The organism is Nocardia jinanensis (genome assembly GCF_014645735.1).
Taxonomy (GTDB): domain Bacteria; phylum Actinomycetota; class Actinomycetes; order Mycobacteriales; family Mycobacteriaceae; genus Nocardia; species Nocardia jinanensis.
The window spans coordinates 348051-369712 of the sequence record NZ_BMMH01000006.1 but is presented as its reverse complement, the minus strand read 5'-3'; the positions used below and the strand labels follow the sequence as shown (position 1 = coordinate 369712).

At 65.8% G+C, this 21662-nt stretch carries 21 protein-coding genes and 1 pseudogene; 15 read left to right on the top strand and 7 right to left on the bottom strand.

All coding sequences use genetic code 11. The features are described from left to right. Positions 1-4: 4 nt before the first annotated feature. From IEY68_RS17170 to IEY68_RS17155, 4 genes are read right to left on the bottom strand one after another with little or no spacing between them, the layout of a single operon-like run. The gene (locus IEY68_RS17170) at positions 5-1132 is read right to left on the bottom strand and encodes an ABC transporter permease (RefSeq protein WP_058856030.1); all 1128 of its coding nucleotides are present in this window, start codon (positions 1130-1132) and stop codon (positions 5-7) included. Next, complete coding sequence (locus tag IEY68_RS17165) at positions 1123-2769, bottom strand: ABC transporter substrate-binding protein (protein WP_058856029.1); 1647 nt, start codon at positions 2767-2769, stop codon at positions 1123-1125. The genes IEY68_RS17170 and IEY68_RS17165 overlap by 10 nt, the downstream gene beginning before the upstream one ends. Before the next feature lie 41 nt (positions 2770-2810). Next, a complete protein-coding gene (locus IEY68_RS17160; protein ID WP_058856028.1) occupies positions 2811-3635 on the bottom strand; it encodes an oxygen-binding di-iron domain-containing protein in 825 nt (274 codons plus the stop codon). Further along, positions 3628-4545, bottom strand: coding sequence for an MBL fold metallo-hydrolase (locus tag IEY68_RS17155; RefSeq protein ID WP_156426306.1), 918 nt, complete (start codon positions 4543-4545; stop codon positions 3628-3630). Before IEY68_RS17155 ends, IEY68_RS17160 begins: the two co-directional genes overlap by 8 nt. A gap of 533 nt (positions 4546-5078) precedes the next feature. Here IEY68_RS17155 and IEY68_RS17150 point away from each other — a divergent pair. Beyond that, the gene (locus IEY68_RS17150; protein WP_189094344.1) at positions 5079-5852 is read left to right on the top strand and encodes an IclR family transcriptional regulator; all 774 of its coding nucleotides are present in this window, start codon (positions 5079-5081) and stop codon (positions 5850-5852) included. Positions 5853-6180: 328 nt separating this feature from the next. Then, positions 6181-6732, top strand: a complete 552-nt coding sequence (locus IEY68_RS17145; RefSeq protein ID WP_058856025.1) for a DUF2231 domain-containing protein — start codon at positions 6181-6183, stop codon at positions 6730-6732. Positions 6733-6823: 91 nt separating this feature from the next. On the opposite strand, the gene IEY68_RS17140 is transcribed toward IEY68_RS17145, so the two are convergent. Further along, positions 6824-7279 carry an SRPBCC family protein gene (locus IEY68_RS17140; RefSeq protein ID WP_058856024.1) on the bottom strand — a complete coding sequence of 152 codons (456 nt, stop codon included), beginning with the start codon at positions 7277-7279 and terminating at the stop codon, positions 6824-6826. 849 nt (positions 7280-8128) lie between these two features. Here IEY68_RS17140 and IEY68_RS17135 point away from each other — a divergent pair. From IEY68_RS17135 to IEY68_RS17100, 8 genes are all read left to right on the top strand, one after another. Then, positions 8129-9019 carry a manganese catalase family protein gene (locus tag IEY68_RS17135; protein WP_058856023.1) on the top strand — a complete coding sequence of 297 codons (891 nt, stop codon included), beginning with the start codon at positions 8129-8131 and terminating at the stop codon, positions 9017-9019. A gap of 28 nt (positions 9020-9047) precedes the next feature. Next, a complete protein-coding gene (locus IEY68_RS17130; protein ID WP_058856022.1) occupies positions 9048-9632 on the top strand; it encodes a hemerythrin domain-containing protein in 585 nt (194 codons plus the stop codon). A gap of 93 nt (positions 9633-9725) precedes the next feature. Beyond that, the gene (locus IEY68_RS17125) at positions 9726-10241 is read left to right on the top strand and encodes an SRPBCC family protein (protein ID WP_058856021.1); all 516 of its coding nucleotides are present in this window, start codon (positions 9726-9728) and stop codon (positions 10239-10241) included. After that, positions 10241-11410, top strand: coding sequence for a zinc-dependent alcohol dehydrogenase (locus IEY68_RS17120; RefSeq protein ID WP_058856020.1), 1170 nt, complete (start codon positions 10241-10243; stop codon positions 11408-11410). The genes IEY68_RS17125 and IEY68_RS17120 overlap by 1 nt, the downstream gene beginning before the upstream one ends. A gap of 105 nt (positions 11411-11515) precedes the next feature. Then, positions 11516-13036, top strand: a complete 1521-nt coding sequence (locus tag IEY68_RS17115; protein ID WP_229718836.1) for an ATP-grasp domain-containing protein — start codon at positions 11516-11518, stop codon at positions 13034-13036. Positions 13037-13038: 2 nt separating this feature from the next. Beyond that, positions 13039-15084, top strand: a complete 2046-nt coding sequence (locus IEY68_RS17110) for a CocE/NonD family hydrolase (RefSeq protein ID WP_058856019.1) — start codon at positions 13039-13041, stop codon at positions 15082-15084. 333 nt (positions 15085-15417) lie between these two features. Further along, a complete protein-coding gene (locus tag IEY68_RS17105) occupies positions 15418-15675 on the top strand; it encodes a hypothetical protein (protein WP_058856017.1) in 258 nt (85 codons plus the stop codon). After that, positions 15672-16082, top strand: a complete 411-nt coding sequence (locus IEY68_RS17100; RefSeq protein ID WP_156426305.1) for a DUF3159 domain-containing protein — start codon at positions 15672-15674, stop codon at positions 16080-16082. Before IEY68_RS17105 ends, IEY68_RS17100 begins: the two co-directional genes overlap by 4 nt. Here IEY68_RS17100 and IEY68_RS17095 read toward each other — a convergent pair. Further along, positions 16064-16927: a LysR family transcriptional regulator gene (locus IEY68_RS17095; protein ID WP_058856015.1), complete on the bottom strand. Its 864-nt coding sequence runs from the start codon at positions 16925-16927 to the stop codon at positions 16064-16066. The two genes, IEY68_RS17100 and IEY68_RS17095, sit on opposite strands and share 19 nt — an antisense overlap. A gap of 238 nt (positions 16928-17165) precedes the next feature. Here IEY68_RS17095 and IEY68_RS17090 point away from each other — a divergent pair, with 238 nt between their 5' ends. The 3 genes and pseudogenes from IEY68_RS17090 (at position 17166) to IEY68_RS17080 (ending at position 19509) form a co-directional block, all read left to right on the top strand. Beyond that, a complete protein-coding gene (locus IEY68_RS17090) occupies positions 17166-18551 on the top strand; it encodes an FAD-binding oxidoreductase (protein ID WP_189094343.1) in 1386 nt (461 codons plus the stop codon). A gap of 25 nt (positions 18552-18576) precedes the next feature. Next, positions 18577-18851 (top strand): annotated as a pseudogene (locus IEY68_RS17085) (RidA family protein); the annotation flags it as partial. A 382-nt stretch (positions 18852-19233) separates the two neighbouring features. Beyond that, on the top strand, positions 19234-19509 hold the full coding sequence (locus IEY68_RS17080) for a hypothetical protein (RefSeq protein ID WP_229718835.1): 276 nt from the start codon (positions 19234-19236) through the stop codon (positions 19507-19509). A gap of 85 nt (positions 19510-19594) precedes the next feature. Here IEY68_RS17080 and IEY68_RS17075 read toward each other — a convergent pair whose 3' ends face one another. Then, on the bottom strand, positions 19595-19789 hold the full coding sequence (locus IEY68_RS17075) for a hypothetical protein (protein WP_058856012.1): 195 nt from the start codon (positions 19787-19789) through the stop codon (positions 19595-19597). Positions 19790-20257: 468 nt separating this feature from the next. On the opposite strand from IEY68_RS17075, the gene IEY68_RS17070 reads away from it, so the two are divergent. Next, positions 20258-20710: a MaoC family dehydratase gene (locus IEY68_RS17070; protein ID WP_058856081.1), complete on the top strand. Its 453-nt coding sequence runs from the start codon at positions 20258-20260 to the stop codon at positions 20708-20710. Beyond that, on the top strand, positions 20707-21594 hold the full coding sequence (locus tag IEY68_RS17065) for an HpcH/HpaI aldolase/citrate lyase family protein (protein ID WP_058856011.1): 888 nt from the start codon (positions 20707-20709) through the stop codon (positions 21592-21594). The genes IEY68_RS17070 and IEY68_RS17065 overlap by 4 nt, the downstream gene beginning before the upstream one ends. Positions 21595-21662: the final 68 nt, after the last annotated feature.

Genomic DNA, 21662 nt, shown 5'->3' with positions numbered 1-21662 from the left:
GGCCTCAGGACTTGTGACGGACGCGCGGGTCGAGGAGCAGGATGACGATGTCGATGACGAGGAACGCCACTACCGTCAGGCCACCGAGCGCGATGACGATTCCTTGGATGACAGGTAGATCGAACTTGAAGATCGAGTCGACGCCGAATGCTGCCGCTCCGTCGAGGTTGTAGATCTTCTGCATGATCGCGCCGCCGCCGATGATCGCACCGGTGACCACGGCGATCGTGGTCAGGACAGCGGTTCGTGAGACGGTGAATGCCGACCAGAACACCCGAGCCGGGGTCAGTCCGCAAGCGCGCGCGTATTGGATCTGCTGGGACGACAGCACCGTCGCGAACTGCGACCGGGTGACACGGGCGAAAACCGCGGAAAGGACCAGTCCGAAACTCAGCACCGGGAGCACGAGCTGCTGCGCGGCCCTGCCGAAGGTGGACATATCGCCGGCGAGGAGCGAATCGATCACCACCACACCGGTGGCCCCGTCAGGTACGGCAGTGCGCATGGACACCTGCCCCACCGGGGCGGGAGCCACACCGAGGACGTAGAAGAACACGTAGACCAGGACGAGGGCGAATACGTACTCCGGAAGAGACTGCAGCACACTGACGATCACCCGCGTCGTCTGATCAGCGGGTCCGGTGCGGTAGTAGGCGCCGACGGCACCCATTCCGACGCCCACGACGATCGCCACCACAAGGCCGAGCAGGCCGACAGTGAGGTCGAGCGGCAGTCGCCCGAAGATCTCCTCGGAGACGGGACGGCGGGTGAAGTACGACATCCCGAGGTCACCGCGGACGAGGCCGGCGAGGAAGTCGGTGTACTGCGACCACAGCGGCCGGTTGAACCCCAGCTCTCCCTCGATCCGGGCGATGGCCTCCGCGTCGGCGTACTCGCCGCCGATCGCGGCCGCGGCGTTGGTGCCCGGCAGCCGGATCAGCCAGAACGCCAGTGTCGCGACCGCGAAGATGGATACCGGGATGGCTACGAGCCGACCGAGCAGCATCGCCACCGGAACTCGCCGGGCCGCCCCCGCGGAGCCCTTTCCGGGTTCCGCGGGAGACATGTCCGATGCGGTCGTGGTATCCGTGGCGTCGTAGGACGCCGATACGGGCTGGGTTTCTACTGGCATCGGGTGTTCGCCTCGGTGTAGTTGGTGCCGAACGACGACGCCGGTACCTGCTCGGCACAGATACTGCGGATATTGATCGTGGAGCGGTCCGCGAGATACACGGCGGGCTGCTGTTCTGCGATCAGTGTGGCGACGCCATTCGTGGTCGCCTGCGCTCGCGGTCCCGTGCTGTCGGCCATCAGCTCGGCGGTCAGCGTGTCGAACTCGGGATTGCAGAATCCGGCGTAGTTCTGCAGACCTCCGCAACCACTGGTCAGCCAGCCGGAGTAGCCCGCGTTGGCGAACGCCGGCGTCTCCGCCAGTAGCCAGGCCTGCATCGTGTGTGCCAGCCCGTCGGAACGGAACTGCACTGCGGAGGGCACGGTCACGACGTTGACTTCGATACCTACCTCACCGAGCTGCTGCTGGACGATCGCGGCGAGATTCGCCGAATGCGGTCCGGGCTGGGCGGGGGAGACGCTGAGATCCAGCGTGAAGCCGTCCGCGTAGCCGGCTTCGGAAAGCAACTTCCGGGCCTTGTCCAGATCGCGAGCGTACGGGTCGGGATCCGGTGCCGGTGCACCGAACTGGGCCGACAACCCACCCGCGGAGGGCGCGGCGAACCCGCGGTAGACGGCCTGGTTGATCGCGACCCGGTCGAGTGCATAGGAGATCGCCTGCCGCACCTCGGGCTTGCCGACGATCGGATCGGAGGCATTGAGCCCCAGCCAGTCCCGGGCGGGGTTGGCGCAGTCGGCGAGATTGACGGTGTCGCTGTCGCGGAGGTGCTCGAGCTGCGTGTAGTCGAGGTTGGTGACCTCGGCGACCTGCCCGGACTGCAACAGCTGGATCCGCGAGGAGGCATCGGCGACGGTCTGCAGCAGGATCTGGTCGATATTGCCGCGCTTACCGGCGAAGTTCGGGTTCCGGTCGAAGGTGAGCTGCTGGGAGGTGAACCCGGTCAGATCCCACGGACCGAAGTTCGCGGTGTTGTCGGTGAGGTAATTCTTGCCCCAGGGGTCCTCCGGGGTGGAGTTGGCACGCACATCGGCGCTGTCGAGGATGATGCCCGCGACGCTGGCCAGCACATACGGCGCCATCGCGTTCCGCGACACGAGATTCATCCGCAGGTGCGCCGGATCGATCACCGTGACCGGGTTCGCCCGGTCGAAGCCGCCGACCTTGAAGAACAGGGTCTGAGCGCCGGCATCGATGGCCACCGCACGATCGAGGGTCCACTTCACATCCTCGGCGGTGAGCGTATTACCCACCGCGCTGCGCACCCCGTTACGCAGAGCGATCTCGATGCCCAGCCCGTCCGGGGTCACCGCCCACTTCTCCACCAGGGCGGACTGCGGATTCAGTGGGGTGGGTACCTCGGACAGGCAGGACGTGGGTGTGCTCGCGTCGGTCTCGAACTCGAGCAGCCGACTCTGCATGACGTCGGCGAGAACCTTCGACGCCTCACTGGAGTAGCTCGCGCGGTCGACACCTTGGAAGTCCTGTGGGATGGCGATCACGTAGGTGGAGGATTCGGGCAGGTCGCCACCCGCGGCGGGTCCGCCGCCACCGCCACACGCGGACAACAGGAGCGCGGACACTGCGACGGTCGCACCGGCCACCACGAGCTTGGCGCGACGAGAAGTTCTGGCGTACATGGCTTGTCCTCGGTCTTACTCGGTGGAGAAGGGGCGGCCGATCACTTCGAGATTCCGGCGCGGCTGTCGTTGCGCAGCGCGGTCAGGTAGTTCAATGCCACGGGGATGTCGGCGACGACCGTGCCGTGGGCGGGAGCGAGCATCGACGGGGCGAAGCGCTCCAGCAGATCCATGAACCGCTGGATCCGCGACTCGACATCCAGATGTCCTATGCCACTGACGATCGCGGTCATCACCGAGTACATCTCGGTGGACGGTTCGATACCGGACTCCTCGGCGGTGAACCCGCACGTGTCCTCGCGGTGCCAATGGAAGAAGGCGAACCCGTCGGCGGGGAACAGCACCCGGGATCCATGGTCGAATCCCCATATCGTGTTCGGCAGGTCACGGAACACCGAGTCGACGAACTCGAACTCACGGCCACCGAGGTCGAGGGTCGACCCGGGCGCCATCGCCTGGTACGCCGAATCCGGCACCGATGGGTGATAGAGGAAGTAGTCGCGGACGTCGCCGACCACCTTCACTTCGGGATGCGCATCGTAGAGCATGGACAACGAACCACCGTGCGGGATCTCCGGGTGGGTCGGCATCACGTAGTCGAGCCGGCGTCCGCCGAGCGCCTTTTCGAGTGCGGGGAGGTAGGTGTCCCACAACCCCGGATGCGCGGTGTCGACCAGCAGGGTCTTCTCCGTGCCCGTGATGAGGTAGGTGTTCAGAGCCGAGTGCACCAGGTCCTGGCGCTCCTTGTCCATGAACAGCGCGGAGCAGCCGCCGATCCACTGCACCCCGTCCGCGATCGGCCGGGGGAAGCGCTCGTGCACGAAATAGGTGCCGAAGACATCGAGCAGGTCGTCGAGATCAGGCATGGTCGGTGGTCTCCTGCGTCGAAGTCGGGGCCGCGGCGAGTGCGGCGTCGGGGGCCAGCACATCGAGGGCCATCTGCAGGTGCCGACGGACCTGATCGGGGCCTTCGATGACCGTGCCGTGGTAAGGCGCGAGACGGTCGATCTCGACGCCGTCGAAGAACTTGTGCAGGTCCTCGATCAGGGGCCCGGTCTCGGCGTCTCTCATCCACTCGAATCGGGTGTAGATGTGATCGCGGACCTCGTCGAGAGTGGATCGTTCCTCGGCCGACATCACCGGGGAGCCGTCCGCTGTGTCGAGCTTGCCCTCGGAAAAGAAGTCACTGCAGAACAAAGTCCTGGTCCCGGCATCGTAGAGCCACGCGAACCCGAGCACCGTCAGGCGAGTGTTCATGAGCGTCGTCCGGTGGTTCGGATCGAATGCCACCTCGCTGGGACGGTTCAACTCCCGGATCAGGGTCCGGCCGGGGTTGTCGGCGGGCATCAGGAAGTGCATGGTCACTCGGTCCTCGCCCGGTGCGGATCCGCCGAAGTCGTCGTGTTCGAACCACCTGAGCAGATGACCGGCACCGGCGAACCAGATGTGCTCGACGTCGAACTCACTGACGAGTGCCGCGAGGTTGCCGATCTCGTCTGCCTCGTTGCGGTCGGCGTACAGGTGTAGCTTGCGGTCACCGAGAAGTTCGCGAACCTGATCGATGATCAGCCGGCGATGCAGTTTGACGCCGGTGCCCACGAGGAGTGCGTTGTCTTCCTCGAGCAGGAGGTAGGCGCTGATCGGCTCGAATCCCGTGACCCCCGGGCGGCGCCAGCTCAGCCGGCCGTCGATCGGCACCACACCGCCCAGCCGGTAAAGCCTGTCCGGTACGAGCTCGACCGCCGGAGCGGCCACAGTCGTGGAACGAGTAGGCATGGATAGTCCTTTCCTGTGCGGCTCACGGGACGCCCGAAGTCGCGTCCGAGAACCGGGGCGCAGGGCGACCGGCCCCGATCGCATTTCAGGGCCGGACCTGTCGTGGAGCAGTACTCGTATGCCGGGCGCTCCGATCGGAGCCCGGCCCTGCGCCGCGGACCGCCAACCAAACCCGAATCCTGTCTCTCATAATGTGAGAGAAAAGAAGGTGCAATGTGGGAATTAGATTAGGCGAACCGTGCGGTCTCGTCAAGGCGGTTCTGAGGTGTTAATCACGTGTTTCGAGGAGATTGCGTATACCTCAGCGCGTCTGCTGCGCGGCCCGGGGTGTCGTCGTAATTCTGATGGATGACAATATTAGCTGGTGGTCATGGTTAATGGTCGGGATTCTGGCGGTGGAAGGGCGAGCTGTTGATCGCTGGGGCGTGTTCGAGAGGTTGGTCGAAGGAGCGCAGTGGAAATCCTGTGACGGAAGATCATGTTCCCGTGTACTATTCCCACATAATGAAAATGAGCATTGCGAGAGGATGAATATGGCTCGACCTCAGGAGCCCGGACAGGTGGCGGGAGCGGAGAGCGGTCGTCGGGTTCTGGCCACGCTGAGCTCGTTCACCGGAGCGAACTCGGTCTGGACCGTCGCCGAAATCGCGGATCACCTCGGGTACAAGCAGTCCACTGCCTATCGTTACATCGGGATCTTGCGCGAAACGGGTTTCGTGGAGCCGTGCCCGGGTGGTGGCTATCGGCTCACCAACAAGGTCCTGGCCCTGGCCGAGGCTCATGATGAGGCACGGGACACCCTCGCCGACGTCGCCCGCCCGATCATCACCCGGCTGCGCGACACCGCCGACGAGACCGTCCTCATCGCTCGCCGCCGAGGCGACTTCGCCTTCTGCGTCGATCGGGTCGAATCCACCCGCCCGGTGTCCCTGCAGTTCGACCGGGGTCAGCCGATGGCGTTGCATTCCGGGTCCATTCCCCGCCTGCTGCTGGCCACCATGCCCGGACCCGAGCGCGACGAGTATCTCGATCGGACCCGCCCGCTGCTCGCCCCCGCGCACGTGCAGATGATCTCCGACCAGGCGCTACGCGCGGTACGCGAGGCCGGATTCAGCCAGTCCAGCGAGGAGATCGACCAAGGTATCTGGGGTACCGCCGCGCTGATCCGGCGATCAGGAAGGCCGGTTGCCGCGCTCGGTACCGCGGCGCCGGTGTCCAGGCTGACCGAGGAACGTCGCGCGGAACTGACCCGACTGATCATCGCTGCCGCCGAGGAGATCTCGGGCCGTCTCGCCGACGGATACTGAGGGCGCTGAAGCGAGACTGTCGCACCACGGCGCGGAATCGCCGAGTCGGCACATGGTGCTCGAGGCGTCGGTCTGCCGCGGTGGGTGTCGAGGCCGAGTAGGTACGGGTGTGACGGACCGCCGACGACCGTGAACACGGGAGGCCGCGTGTTCGTGGCCGCGAGCACTTCCCTCGCGGGCGGCGCCGTCGGCGGAACGGTCCCGGGGCACTCGCCGGTAGCCATCGGAACCTCGCCCCGGCGCCGGCGGCGGCCGCCGGTACCGGCAGCTGTGTCGGTTGCCCCGAATCCGGCAGGTTTGCCGCGAGGTGAGCGGGTATGGCGGCGGAATGAACCTGCATCGAGTTCTGCGAGGAGTCGAGGAGGCCGGTGTGGTCGATCGGCCGGCCGCGGTGCTGTCGGCCGTGGCGGATCGTGTCGTGGGGCGGGGCCGTACCGGGGAGTGGTTGCGTGGTTCGTGGCTGGGTCATCCGGTGCACCCGTTGCTCGTCACGATGCCGATCGGGGCCTGGTCCAGCGCTGCGGTGCTTCGCCTGACCGGTCGCTACGACGCGGCGCAGCATCTGGTTCTGATCGGATTGGCGGCCACCGTGCCCACCGTGGTCACCGGCCTCGCCGAGGTGCGCGGTCTCGATACACCGCAACGGCGTGTGGCACTGATCCACGCGTCGGCCAACACAGTAGGCAGTGCGTTGTTCCTCGGGGCTTACCTACGCAGAGAACATCAACGTCACGCCACGATCCTCGGCGCCTTCGGGCTGGCGGCGGTGGGCGTCGGCGGAGCGCTGGGCGGTCACCTGTCCTACGCGCTCGGCGCGGGCGTGCACCGGTGGCAGACCGGGCCATCGACCACCCCGCCGGACATCCCCGTCCAGACCTGACGCCAGTGATGGAACCCCGCGGAGATCTGCGACCGCAGCACGGTTGCCGACCGGCACTCGGGTGCGTGGGCGGGCGTGCGGGATAGCGTGATCAGGTCATGCCGGTAGCTGCGCGGCCGACGGCCAGCGCCGTGAGACGTCGCAATGATTCCCGGTTCCGCGGAACCAGCACCAGGTCTTGCGCCACGCCCGGCAACAGGCGTCCGGGCCCCTGGTACACGCGCTCGACCATCCTCACCTCGGTGAGGTCGGGTCGGCGCTCGATGAGGTTCAGCCGGATGCGCGCGGCACCGGCGGGCCACAGCCGGGCACCGAGCTCGAGCCGGTGCGGCGCGTCCACCACCAGGACCTCCGTGGTGTCGTTGCGGGTCAGCGGCCACCCGCCCACACTGTGGTGGATACGAGAGCCGGTGTCGGGCCAGCCGGGATCGACCTTGCGTATATGGGTGGCGCCGACAACCCATAGCCCGTAGAGCCAGCCGTCGGCGAGGATCGCGAAGACGTCCTCGGCGGGCAGCGGGATTTGCACACTCGGTTCAGCAGGCATCGATCCTCCGATCCTCCGGCTCCACTCTCGACCTGCTCGACCTGGACGCGGCATTGCTCGCCCGCGGTAGGTTCGTGCGCGTTACCCCTCGGTGGATCTCCTAAACGTGGTGCTCAGAGGGATTTGCCGACACCGCTCGACAAACCCGTCCCGCCCGTCCCGCCCGTTCCGTACCGATCCCCGTGATCGGCGAGGTTCCCACGATCGGCGGGCGGCCGAGGTCGAACGCATCCGCACGGCCGGCACTCGACAGGAGCGCCGCCGGCTCGGCCGCCTCGGTGGAGATCCTTCTCCGCTGGCCGTGCTCTGTACAGGGCCCCGCACGCTGTCGCTCGCATGGATACCTTCTCCGGTGCCGCTCGCGATGCCCCGGGCCGCCGCCACGAAATGGCGTGAACTAGTCACACCGGCGTTGTCATATCAGTGCGTACATCACCTCGAGCTGGCCACCGTTTTCCGGCCGCCACTAGCGATCCGAGTTCGTAACGGCCTACCGGATCCCGAAGATTCACCTGCTCGACGCCATGACGGAATGTAACTGTTTCGCCGCTCGAGTTCGGCAGGCCGGCGAGAACTGCAGTGAGCTGGACACGCCCTCCGATTTCCCTGCTGGAGGGCGGGTGTTCCCCTACGGTGGGATCACGCTCAGGGGCCGATACCACCGAGCCGAATGGCGCGCATCGGTCAGTGCCCAGGTCGCCCGATGATTTCTTTCGGACTCGAGGGGCTCCGCGAAGACCTTCGAGTAAGCGCAGGCGCACTCGCAGTCGAACTTCTGTTCAATGCTGTTTCCCGCCGCGGCGCCGGTAGGTCGTGGGGGTCGACACGGCCCGATCATGAGGAGTGAGAGTGTTCATCCACAACAAGGATCTGCAGTTCGAGGTACGTGTCGAGCGCCCGGATCCGCGGTTCGCGACACTGCTACAGGAGCAGTTCGGTGGTGCCAACGGCGAGCTCAAGGCCGCCATGCAGTACTTCAGCCAGGCCTTCGTACTGCGCCGCAAGCACCCGAGGATGTACGACCTGTTCATGGATATAGCCACCGAGGAATTCAGCCACCTCGAGATCGTCGGAAACATGATCACGATGTTGCTGGACGGTCTCAACGATGACCTGAAGCAGGCCAACGAGCACTGCGACTGGATGCCGGTGATCGCCTCGGCCGACGGGAAGGAACAGGCCATCCACCAAGTCGCTACCGATCCGCTGTTCCTCGCGCTGCGCGGGGGTGGCCCCGATGTGGGCAACTCCGCCGGTGTTCCCTGGAGCGGGGCGTATGTCAATTCCAACGGTGAGCCGTCGGTGGATCTGCGCAGCAACCTGGCCGCGGAATCTCGCGCCAAGATCGTCTACGAGTATTTGAAGCAGTTCACCGACGATTCCGGTGTCCAGGACACCCTGTCGTTCCTGATGTCGCGCGAGGTCGCCCATTTCCAGCAGTTCACCGCGGCCCTCAACGAACTGCCGGTCAACTTCCCGCCCGGCGTGCTGCCCGGCGACGACCGCTTCCAGAATGTCGCGTTCAACATGTCCAATGGCGACGGCAGCGCGCGCGGTCCGTGGAACGAAGGTCAGGGACCGTGGCCCGCAGGCGTGGAGTGGCAGTACGTCGAGGATCCGGTGCGCGACTGGCTCGGTACCGGTGAGCGGGAGAACCAGGGCGCGACCGCCAATCCCGAGGGCAGCCCTGCGGTAGTGGGGACCAAGCAGTTCACCCACGAACAACACGGGCCCGCCTGAGGAATTCGGGCAGAGAAGGGAGACCACCGTGGATGCGTTGACTTTTCTACGCGGCGAGCACGAAAGCGTGCTCGGCATGATCGAGTCGCTCGAACGCGGCCGCGGTGACAGTGAGATCGAGCTACAGAACCGCGCACACCTGGCGACCAGCCTCGTGATCGCCGCCTCCCAGCACGAGGCGGTGGAGGAACAGTACTTCTGGCCCGCCGTCCGCACGGCATTGCCCGACGGTGACGAACTCGCCGACCGTGCCCTCGAACAAGAGGACACGGGCAAACAACTGCTCGAGCGCATCGAGCGCTCCGAGGTCGGGGCTCCGGAGTTCGAGCAGGCCCTCACCGAGTTCATCGCCGCGATGCGCGAGCACATCGACTACGAGCAGGACCAGGTGTGGCCGCGGTTCGCCGAGATCGAACCACCGCAGGACATGGCGGGCCTCGGCGATCGGATGGCCGCGGCGAAGAAGACTGCGCCGACACGCCCGCACCCGGGCACCCCATCCAGCCCCGGTGCCCAGCGGACAGCAGGATTGGGCGCCGCCGCAATGGACAAACTCCGGGATATGGCCAGCGGACGGAAAACCGATCAACCACCCGACCCGCCCGCACCGTGATCGCCTGCCGGCCGCTGGTCCATACCGGCGGCCGGCAGGGTCCGTTCAGCGAACGACGAGACACGGTGGCTACATGCGAAGGGAAAGGGCCTCGTGCACTATCTCGACAAGGTGAAACAAGAGCTCGTCACGCTCGCCGGCAAAGCCGCGGGATCGGTGAGCGGCGGCAGCACCAGCCAGACATTGACAATGAGGTGCCCGCGTGCGGCGGCGGCACAGTTCTGGCGCGATGCCGAGAATCTATCGCGCGTCTTCAGCGGGATCGCCGAGGTGCGCTCGACTGCCCCGGATCGTTACGAGTGGGCGGTGCGGCGCGACGGCCACGAGCTCATCAACTGGGAGAGTGTTCTGGTCGCGGAGGAAGACGGGCTCCGATTCGTCGACGCTACCGATACCGACCTCGTGCAGGTGGAGCTCGGATTCGCCGACGCCCCGCACGAACTGGGCACCGAGGTCCGGATGTCGGCGCAAGCGCCGCTGCCGGAACAGCTCAGCGGTATGGCGATCTTCACGGTTCTCTATCGCGCGCGTGCGCTGCTGCAAACAGGCGAGGTGCCCACACTCGAGCAGAACCCGAGCGCGCGCCGCCGACCGACCGAGGAGGAGTGATGCGTGCACTGTGCTGGAACGGTGTCAACGATCTCGCGGTCGAGACCGTCCCCGACCCGGTACTGGTCAACCCGCACGATGTGATCGTGCAGGTGAAACTGACGACCACATGCGGTTCGGATCTGCACTTCATCGACGGTTACCTCCCGGGCATGCGCGCGGGAGACGTCTTCGGTCACGAGTTCATGGGCGAGGTCGTCGAGACGGGCCGGGAGGTCGCCGCGACGAAGGTCGGCGCGCGAGTGGTCGTGCCCTCGTTCATCGGCTGCGGCTCGTGCCGCTACTGCGCACACGACCAGTATTCGATATGCGACACCACCAACCCGAACGCTGCCCTGCAGCAGCCCGTCTTCGGGTACCCGACGGGCGGTATCTACGGATACACCCATCCGTTCGGCGGGTACCAGGGATCGCATGCGAACTACATCCGCGTCCCGTTCGGCGACGTCAACTGTTTCACCGTCCCGGACGGTATCACCGACGAACAGGCCCTGTTCTGCTCCGATGCGGTACCGACCGGCCTCATGGGCGCGGACTTCTGCGATATCTCCGCAGGGGACACCGTCGCGGTGTGGGGCGGGGGCGGTGTGGGGTTGATGGCAGCGCATTCCGCCGGGCTGCTCGGCGCGGAGCGAGTCATCGTGATAGATCGGTTTCCCGAACGTCTGGCGCTGGCGCGGGAGCGATTCGACGCGGTCACGATCGACTACACGAAGGTGGACAGCGTTCAGGAGACTCTGCGGGAGATCACCGGTGGCAGGGGACCGGACGCGTGTATCGACGCGGTCGGTATGGAGGGCCACGGGACGGGGTTGCAACAGGTCTACGACCGAGTCAAGCAGCTGCTTCGTCTGGAAACCGATCGTGCAACCCCACTGCGGGAGGCCATCCTCGCCTGCGGCAAAGGCGGAGTGGTCTCGGTGCTGGGCATCTACGGGCTCACCGACAAGTTCCCGATGGGGGTGGTCACGAACAAGAGCCTCACCATCCGTACGGCTCAGCAACACGGGCAGCGGTACATGGCGCGAATGTTCGACTACATCGAGCAGGGCGACCTCGATCCGTCGTATCTGATCACTCATGACCTGCCGTTGGAGGACGCGGTACGCGGCTACGAGTTGTTCAAGACGAAAGAGCAGGGATGTATCCGAGCGGTGTTCCGGCCCTGAGCCGACCAGCGGAGTCCCGTTCCACCGCACCCCGAGCCCGCCCATGGTCGGCACCCAGAACTTCCATTCCGCCGGATGTGCGTCAGTATTCCTACGATCGCGGTCATGGGCCTGCGCAAGGAACAGGATCCGGCGGCGGCCGGCCACGGCCGCGGTGGCGGCCTTGTCGCGGTCGAGTCGGCCATCCTGCCCGGCGAGGCTGCATCCGGTCTCTCGCCGGTCGACCCGGACCGCGAGAACCGCAGTCTCGATGCCCAACAACACACAGTCGTCGTTCCAGGTGAAGGTGAATTCCGGCAGAAACGTTTGGCCCGTGGATTGTGGGATAACACGGCCCGTGTGAAGAAAAATGTTTTTGTGCCGGCCCTCACCGAGGCTCAGCGTGACGAAATCGGCACGGTCGACCTTCCCGTGGAATTGTCCGTACACGGTTTACTCGATTACGAGTCCCTGGTATCCGCCGAGGAATTCGATTTCGATGAGCTGCTGGATCGGGCACGCGCGGAATTGCGTGCCCTCGATGGGCGGGTGGACGCGCTTGTCGCGCACTGGGACTTCCCGACCAGCGTGATCGTGCCGATTCTCGCCGACGAGTTCGGTTTGCCCTCAGCCGATCTGGAGAGTGTGCTGAAAACCGAGCACAAGTACTGGAGTCGGGTACTGCAACGTGAAATAGTACCCGAGTGCGTTCCGCGGTTCTGTGCGTTCGATCCCTTCGACGATAATGCTCTGGACCATATCGATATCCCGTTCCCCTTTTGGGTGAAGCCCATCAAATCACATTCCTCGCAGCTGGGATTCGAGGTATCGGACCCGAAGGCCTTCGCCGCCGCCGTGGAGCAGATCCGTGCCGAGATCGGTCGTATCGCCGACCCGTTCGATCGAGCACTGGCCCGGGTCGATGTACCGGATGGTATCCGCGCGGCCGGCGGGCGAACCTGCTTGGCCGAACAGATCGTGACGGGCACCCAGGCTGCTCCCGAGGGATCGATGTTCCGGGGCGAATACCACGTGCACGGCGTTTTCGATATGCGTAAGGACGCCGCAGGGCTCAGCTTCGATCACCTCGACTATCCGGCCTGCACGGTGCCCGCGGATGTACAGCAGCAGATGATCGATGTCACCGAGCGATACCTGCGTCACACCGGTTACGACAACGGCTGCTTCAACTCCGAGTTCATGTGGGATGCCGAGACCGGGAAACTCTGGCTCATCGAGGTCAACACCCGTATCTCACAATCGCACAGCGACTTGTTCGCGAAGGTGGACGGTTGCTCCAACCATGCCGTGGCCATCGATGTGGCCCTCGGCATTCCGCCGCGGATGCCGCATCGCAAGGGCGAATTCGCGGTTGCGGCACAGTGCATGGTGCCCCGCTACGAGGACGGGATCGTTACGCGGGTGCCCAGCGACATCGAGATCGAGGCGCTGCGGCAGCGCTTCCCGGGCACCGAGGTACAGGTGGATGTCGGAGTCGGGGAGCGGCTGTCGGAATTGCCGAACCAGGATGCCTATCGCTACAAGCTCGCCACCCTCTATATCGGTGCCGGCGATTCGGCGGCGCTCGAGCAGCGCTATCGCGATGCCGTTGATGCCCTGCCCTTCGAATTCGAGGAGGTCCGCTGAGGTTGCGTACCGTCGACAAGTTTCCCTACCAGGTCATCGACACCGAAAACATCTTCATCCCGATGCGTGACGGCGCGCAGCTCGCCGCGCGGCTCTGGCGGCCTGTCACCGAGGAACCGGTGCCCGCGGTCTTCGAGTACATCCCGTACCGTAAGCGTGATCTGACCCGCGCCCGCGACGCGCTCAACCATCCGTATACGGCGGGGCACGGCTACGCGAGTGTCCGGGTTGATCTACGCGGCAGCGGTGACTCCGACGGAGTCCTGACCGACGAATACCTGGCCACAGAACACGACGACGCCTGCGATGTGATCGAATGGCTGGCCGCGCAGCCGTGGTGCGACGGCAATGTCGGCATGATGGGGATCTCCTGGGGCGGTTTCAACAGCCTGCAGGTCGCTGCGCGCCGGCCGCCGGCATTGAAGGCGATCGTGAGCGCCTCGGCGACCGAGGATCTCTACGTCGACAATATGCATTATATGGGCGGCTGCCTGCTCTCGGACAACTTGTCCGAGGCGACAGTGATGTTCGCGTTCAACAGCTTGCCACCGGATCCCGCCATCGTCGGCGATCGCTGGCGGGAACTGTGGCACCAGCGTCTCGAAGGCAGTGGGCTGTGGATCGAGCGATGGCTCGAGCACCAGCACCGTGACGACTACTGGAAACGTGCCTCGGTCAACGAGGACTACGGATCGGTGCAATGCCCGGTCCTGGCGGTCGGAGGCTGGGCCGACGGCTACACCAACGCGATTTTCCGGCTGCTCGAGCATCTCGACGTCCCACGGCGCGGACTGATCGGACCCTGGGGTCACAAGTATCCGCATCTCGGGGTCCCGGGGCCCGCGATCGGCTTCCTCCAGGAAATGGTGCGCTGGTGGGATCATTGGCTCAAGGGCCGCGATACCGGCGTGATGGACGAACCGATGCTGCGGGCATGGATGCAGGACAGCGTGACACCGCAGCCCACCTACGACGACCGGCCGGGACGCTGGGTGGGCGAACCGAGCTGGCCGTCGCCGAACCTGGTACCGCGCCAATTCACGCTCACCAGGCATGCCCTGGAGGAAGCCGCGGAGCAGGTCGAGCAGCGCTCGCTCTCCGTGCAATCACCGCTGAGTGTGGGGTCGTTCGCCGGTAAGTGGGCGTCCTACGCAGCGACCCCGGACCTCCCCTCGGATCAGCGCGAGGAGGACGGCGGATCCCTCGTGTTCGAAACCGAACCGCTGGACACGGCTTTCGAGGTGCTCGGCGTTCCCACGCTGGATCTGGCCGTATCGGCGGACCGGCCCAACGCGATGGTGGCGGCGCGGCTGTCCGACGTGGCACCCAACGGTGAGGCGACCCGGGTGACCTACGGGCTGCTGAACCTCACCCACCGCGGCGGCAGCGAAGCTCCCGAACCCTTGGAACCGGGCCACGACTACCGGGTGCGCGTGCCGTTGAACGGGCTGGCGCATTCCTTTCCGCCCGGCCACCGGATCCGGCTGTCGGTGTCCTCCTCCTACTGGCCACTGGCATGGCCGTCGCCGGAGCCGGCGATGCTCACCGTCACCACTGGGCAGAGCGTGCTGACGTTGCCCCAGCGCCCACCCCGGGACGAGGACCGGCAGCTGCGTCGGTTCGGGCCGGCCGAAGCCGCTCCGGAAGCACCCTCGAGGCAGGTAGAACCGGGTACACATCATTGGAAGGTCGAGCGCGATCTGGTAACAGGGGTTTCGACCCTGGAGATCGAGAACGATCAGGGCACGATCGTGCTCGACGATGTCGGCACAGTAGTGCGCCGGGCGACCACCGAATGGTTCAGCTTCCGGGGCAACGACCCGACCTCGGTATGGGGCGAGACCCGCACGGTACGCCGCCTCGAGCGCGAAGACTGGCGCACCGAGGTCACCACGCACACCACATTGCGCTGCACACCCGGAGAGTTCATCCTCGACGCGGAATTGGACGCTTTCGAGTTGGATGATCCCGGTGCCGATCCACGCACCGCCGAAAAGCGCGTGTACTCACAGAACTGGCATCGCCGCATCCCCCGCGATCTCGTGTAGGAAGCCCGGCCTACCGGAATCGACGAAGGCACAGTGCCGGCCGGCCGGGGATGGTGGGGTTCGCCGCGCCGGTGCTGGTGCCGGCACCGAACACGGTGGCGGCGCTGGTGCCTCGGCACCTGTTCACCGCGATCCCGCTGATCCCGCTGACCGTGCCGGGCCTTCGTTCGGCTCGGCTACCCGCCGGACCCACTGGAGGAACCGCTCTTCAGACCGCTCGCCGATCCGGAAGGTAGACGGAGATTGGCGTCGGGAACGCCGGTTCGGCCCTCGGCGAGTACTCCGTCCTGGCCGGCGTAGGGGATTTCCCCCGGTGGCGCCTGCAGGGTGAGGATGTACTTCCAACCGGAGTCGGCGAGTGCGGCGCCGCCACCCGCTGACGGACTTGTTCGACACCTCGAAGGGTTCCTGCGTTCCGGGCAGGAAACCGGGGAGTTCCGCCCGTTCGCGACCCGGCCGATGGCCATCGCCATTCGAGCCGCCGTCGACGCCGCGGGCGGACGCATCGCAGACCCCGGCTTCGACATCGACTCCTACACCACCGAGCTGGTGACCATGGTCGACCGAGCCACCAGGAAGAACCCGTCATGACAGCGCACTCGGAAACATCGTCGACACAGGCAGCGGGCACCTGCCGCAGTCGCGCCGTGACAGCCGCACTACTACTCGCCGACACCGCAACGTTGCCTCTGCTACCCGAGGCTATTGCCCGCTCCTGGCAGGACAATTGGCGCGACGACCCCACCTTTCGCCGTGCCATGCGACTGATGACTCTCGCCTGGGGTTGCGCATTTCTCATCGACGCCGCCGCGTGTCTCGTCATGGCTTACACACTGCCCCTCGACCTCGTCCCGCTCCTCAGTATCCTCCTGTTGATCGCCATGCTGACCGCCATCGTCCACGCCGGCAAGACCGCAGGTAGAGCTCGATATCCGCAGTTCGGTCTGCGCCGTGGCAGCGATCGGGGGGCCGCCTCTGCTCAGATCAATTCGAGGTAGTCTCGCAGAGCCGCGTTGGGATTGTCGGGGCGATAGGCGATCCCGACGGTCAGATACTTCGGGGGCCCGTCGAGCTGACAGAGATGGACGCCGGGAACGCGAAAGGTGTTCGCTCGTCCGGCGGGCATGGGGGCGATCCCCACTCCCGCCCCCACAGCGTGCAGGACCTGTTCGTCGTCGGCTTCACTGCGCACCACGCGCGGTGCAGTGTCGGGCCACATCTGTTCGACGATGCAGTCGTACATGCCGGGTCCGTTGGAGCGCGGCCAGAACACGACCGGCTCGTCGACCAGTTGCTCCGGTCGAATCCGGTCCATGGTCGTGAACGGGTGGTTCGCCGGAACGGCCAGTAGCAGTGGTTCGCGGTCCATCACCTCGACGGTCATATCGGGTTCGTCGACGGGAGGCCGCACTACGGCGATGTCCACCACCCCCTCCCGCACCAACTCCAGATTCCGCTTCGTGAAGCCTCGATGTTCGTCGATCGCGACGTCGGGGAACCGCGTGCGGAACGCGTCGAGGGTGTGGGCGATGGCGCCGCCCGCCCAGGATCGGGTATGCGCGAATCGCAGTGTCGCGCTCCCGCCGGCGGCGGCCTGGATCCGCATCAGTGCCCGATCCGCGGCAACAAGCAGGAATCGCGCCTCGCGAACGGCGACTACGCCCGCATCCGTGAGTCCGATCCGCGGGCCGTTCCGGTCGATCAAGGTCACCCCTACCTCGCGTTCGAGCACTTTGATCTGCTGGCTCAGCGCGGACTGGGCGACGTGCAGTGCCGCGGCGGCCCGCGTGAAGCTGGAGTGCTCTGCCACCGCGACGAGATAGCGGGCGCGTTGGAGGTTCATCCTGCAATTATAAGGAAAAGTGATCACCGATCGAGAATCTGTCTTGGACGCGACGGTGACGTCGGAGGAGGCTCTCCCTCGCGCACCGCGATCGCGGTGATGTGTCTGACAACGAGAATTTCCCATGGCATACGACACGAACACCGCAGCAGCGGCGAAGCCGCCCTCGGCGGCGCCACCGCCGCGGACATCCCCGTCGCCACCGGCCTCGCGCCGGTCAGTAGAAGGAAGTAGGAGAATGACGGTGGAAACCCGGTCGCTCACAGATGAGTTGACCGAAATCGTGGGTGCGGCTCACGTATTGACCGAGCAGGAGCTGATCTCGGGTTTCGTCACGGACTGGACCCGGCGCTGGACCGGGCATACCGCCGCCGTCGTGCGGCCGGCGAACACCGACGAGGTGTCCGCGGTACTGGCGGCGTGTCACCGTGCGGGGGCGGCGGTCGTTCCGCAGGGCGGCAACACCGGCCTGGTCGGCGGCTCCGTCCCGATGCACGGCGAGATCGTGCTCAGCACGGTGCGGCTCAACCGGATCGACCGGGTCGATCCGGTAGGCCGGACGATCGACGCGGGCGCGGGTGTCACCGTCGCGGAGGCACAGCGCGCGGCCCGCCACCACGGGCTCGACTTCGGCATCGACCTGGCGTCGCGCGATTCGGCGACGATGGGCGGCATCGTCTCCACCAATGCGGGCGGCATCCGGATGATCAAGAACGGCAACACCCGAGCGCAGCTCCTCGGCGTCGAGGCCGTCCTCGCGGACGGCACCGTCTTCACCCGGTGGAAAGAACTCACCAAGGACAACGTCGGCTACGATCTGCCCGGCCTGCTCGCCGGCGCCGAAGGTACCCTCGCGGTGATCACCCGGGTCCGCATGAAGCTGGTGGTACCCCCGCGAGCCACCAAGGTCGCACTCGTCGGCGTGGAATCGGTGGGGGGCGCACTGGAGTTCGTGGACACGCTGCAGCGGTCCGGTCTGTCCCTCGAGGCCGCCGAGCTGATGACGAGGTCGGGAATCGACCTGGTCCAGCACCACAAATCGCTCCGGGCGCCGTTCGCGGAGGACACCCCGTTCGCCTTGCTGGTCGAGGTGTCGGGTCAGGCGGACGCACAGCAGTTGCTGCTCGACGCGCTCACCGCGGGTGAGTCGGTGATCGTCGACGCGGCGATCGAGGACGGTCCGGCGCACCGGCTGTGGAACTACCGGGAGAGCCACACCGAGGCGGTCGGCGCGGTCTCGACGACGCCGCCGGTAAAACTCGATATCTCCACGCCGCTCCGCGAGATCGAAAGCTTCCTCGCGGAGCTGACGGTCCGGATGCGCGACGCTTTCCCCGGAGTGCGGGCGATCTGCTTCGGGCATATCGGTGACGGCAACATCCACGTGAATCTCCTCGACGTCGCGGACGATCAGCGTGAAGCCGTGACCGATATGGTGCTGCGCCTCGTCGCCCGACACGACGGCAGCATCAGCGCCGAGCACGGGGTCGGACGTGCGAAGGCGCCGTGGATCGGACTCGGCCGCACCCCGGTGGACCTCCAGCTGATGCGTTCTATCCGATCCGCCCTCGACCCCGCCGGAATCCTCAATCCCGCAATCCTTCCCTCGAACCCACAGCCCTGACGAACGTGAAACGTCTCTCGACCACATGACGATCACCACCTGGACCGAACGGCTGCGCGAGCTCGGCATCACCCTGCCGACCGTGCCCACACCGGCCGCCGCATACCTGCCCGCGGTGCGCACCGGAACCTCGTGTACACCTTCGGACAGCTTCCGCTCGTCGACGGGGTCTGCACCACCGTCGGCGAACTGGGTGAGACCGTCACCGTGGATCAGGGGGCGGACGCCGCCCGGCTCTGCACGCTGAACGGTTCGGCCGCTGTCCACGCCCTCGTCGGCCTCGACACCCTCGTCCGCGTTGGACCCGATCACCGAATAGCTTCCGGGACTCTCCACAGTCGCCCGCCGGACTGTCCGTAGCAGCGGTGATCGTCCCGCTCGTTCCTCCCACGCACGAGGAAACATACCGCCCGGCAAGGCCCGCATGAGGTTTCGGCGAGTCTTTGTGTCGGCTCGGACACACAGTGGATGTCGGTGCGCGTACAGACCCTTCGGGTCCGAAGCCGAAGAATTGTGGTCGCTGAAACGAACGCCATTCGAAGGAGATTTCTACGTGATGAATTCAAGGCAGACAATCGCGGTGTGCGCGTATGCAATCGGAATTACCGCCGGAGTGGCGGTACTCCACCCCGCAACCGCGTCCGCGGCAACTTACGGCGGTCAGTGCGGCAAGGGATATGACGTGATCGATTCACGCGAACTCAGGGGCGGCACCGTCTACCTCACCTACAACGGTGAGAAGAACTGCGTCGTCACCGTGCGGGACCAGCCGGGGAAACCTGTGCGGATGGGCGCCGGACTGCGGACGTCGAAGGATCGCAGCAATGTGATCATCGATGATGCCGACTACACCGAGTTCGCCGGCCCGGTGAAAGTTGCAGCGAAGGGCGAGTGCATCGACTGGGGCGGTCTCATCGGTGATGACAAGTGGCAGACTTTCAAGGTGCATTGCGGCTGAGCGGCACAGATTCGCGCGGCGGCGCCAGGACTGTGCCGGAGAGGGTCGGCCGGCGATGGTTTCCTCCGGGGAAAGCGTGTATGGGTCAGCCGAATCCACTGATATCGATCTGCACGAGGCTGTACTCGGGGGCCGCGTACAGGCCGGGAGCGATGGACATCATGTCGCGGATCGGCACCGCGGATTGCCCGACGGGTCGGCGGGTGGTATCGGCGACTGTCACAGATTGCTGCATGGAGAACCCGGCGATCGCGCAGATGAACTTGCTGTCTGCGCTCACCGCGAGGCCTTCGACGGCGTGGTCCTGTGCGAGCAGCGAGTGTCGAGGGCCGCCACATCTCGACCGTGACCGTGACTGTGATGGTCATACGGGCGGATCGGCGCGCAGCGTACACGCCGGACCGTGCGGGGTTTCCCCTTCGATTCGTGCTCCGGGGGGGTCGCGCGCCGGATCTCCCGCCGGATTTCTGCCGGTCGCGTGTCGCTCTCCATCGGAGTCGCCGACTCGACCGGTTGCCGGTCTTCTCGACGATGCCGTGGTCACACCACGCCGGGCTTCTCGGAAGGCTTCGACGAGCTCGGTGGCCGGCTCCGGAAAGAACGCATGGTGAGGTGGGCCACAGCTGTCCCTCTTTCGAGGGATTGTCGCGGTGGACGGGTGCCGCCGCGAAGGGCCTCGTAGGTCGGTCGTTGACGCCGCCCTTATATGGTCTTACCATTCAGCCATATCTGAGGGAAGGTGAAGGATTTGGCTGGTGTGTGGTTCGACGAGTTGACAGTGGGGCAGAAGTTCGAGCATCCGATCCGGCGCACGGTCACCGAGACCGACAATGTGCTCTTTACCGCGATGACGCACAACCCGGCGCTGCTCCATCTCGACGAGGAGTACATGAAGGGCACCGAGTTCGGCCGCCGGGTGGTCAACAGCGCGTTCACGCTGGGTCTGATGGTGGGAATTTCGGTGGGTGACACCACGCTCGGGACCGCGGTGGCGAATCTGGGCTGGGACGAGGTCCGCTTTCCCGCCCCGTTGTTCCACGGCGATACGATTCACGTGGAGACCGAGGTGCTGGAACTGCGCGAGTCGAAATCGCGTCCGGACCAGGGAATCGTCGTCTTCCTGCACCGCGCCTACAATCAACACGACGAGCTGGTCGCCTCGTGTAAACGCGCCGGGCTGCAACGGAAGCGGCCGCAGTGAAGGCGCCGATCCGCTCGTTCCTGTTCGTGCCGGGCGACAGCGAGAAGAAACTCGCCAAGGTCGCGGACTCGGCCGCGGACGCCATCATCCTCGACCTCGAGGATGCCGTGAGTGAGGCGCGCAAACCAGCAGCGCGACAGATGGTCTCGGAGTTCATCGCTGATCGGGACCGAACTGCCCGGACGCCTCAGCTGTGGGTGCGGATGAACCCGCTCGGTGGCGAGCACGCCTTGGCGGATCTGGCAACCGTCGTATCGGCCGGGCCGGCGGGAATCGTCATACCGAAGATCGACGGACCGGCGGATGTGCTGCGTGTGCACAATTACCTCGAAGTTCTCGAAACGGCCCACGGCCTGGATGCCGGCAGTATCCGGCTGCTGCCCGTCGCCACCGAAACGCCCGTAGCGCCTTTCCGGCTCGGTGAGTTCGCCGCCGCGCAGCTCGGCCGTCTCTATGGCCTGACCTGGGGAGCGGAAGATCTCAGTGCGGCGTTGGGGGCCTCGGGGAACACCGGGCCCGGTGGAGAGTGGACGACCACCTATCAGCTGGTGCGCTCGCTGACATTGATGGCGGCGCGGGCCGCGCAGGTGGAAGCCGTGGAGACACTGTATGTCGATATCCGTGACGGTGCCGGGCTGGCGGAATCATCACGCCGAGCGCGGGCCGAGGGCTTCAGTGGGCGAATCGCCATCCATCCGGCGCAAGTCGACATCATCAACGCCGCCTTCACTCCGTCCGCCGACGAGGTGGAGTTCGCGAAACGGGTGGTCGATGTTTTCGCCGAGGGCGCGGGAGCGGTGGCGCTGGACGGCAAAATGCTCGACCTGCCTCATCTGAAGCAGGCCGAGCGGGTGCTGGCGCTGGCCGGGATGCTCGAGCTGTAACAGTCCAATCGGCGTTGCCGCCGATGTCGCGCCTGATTCTCGTGAACCGCACGCGAGCCGGTTTCAGG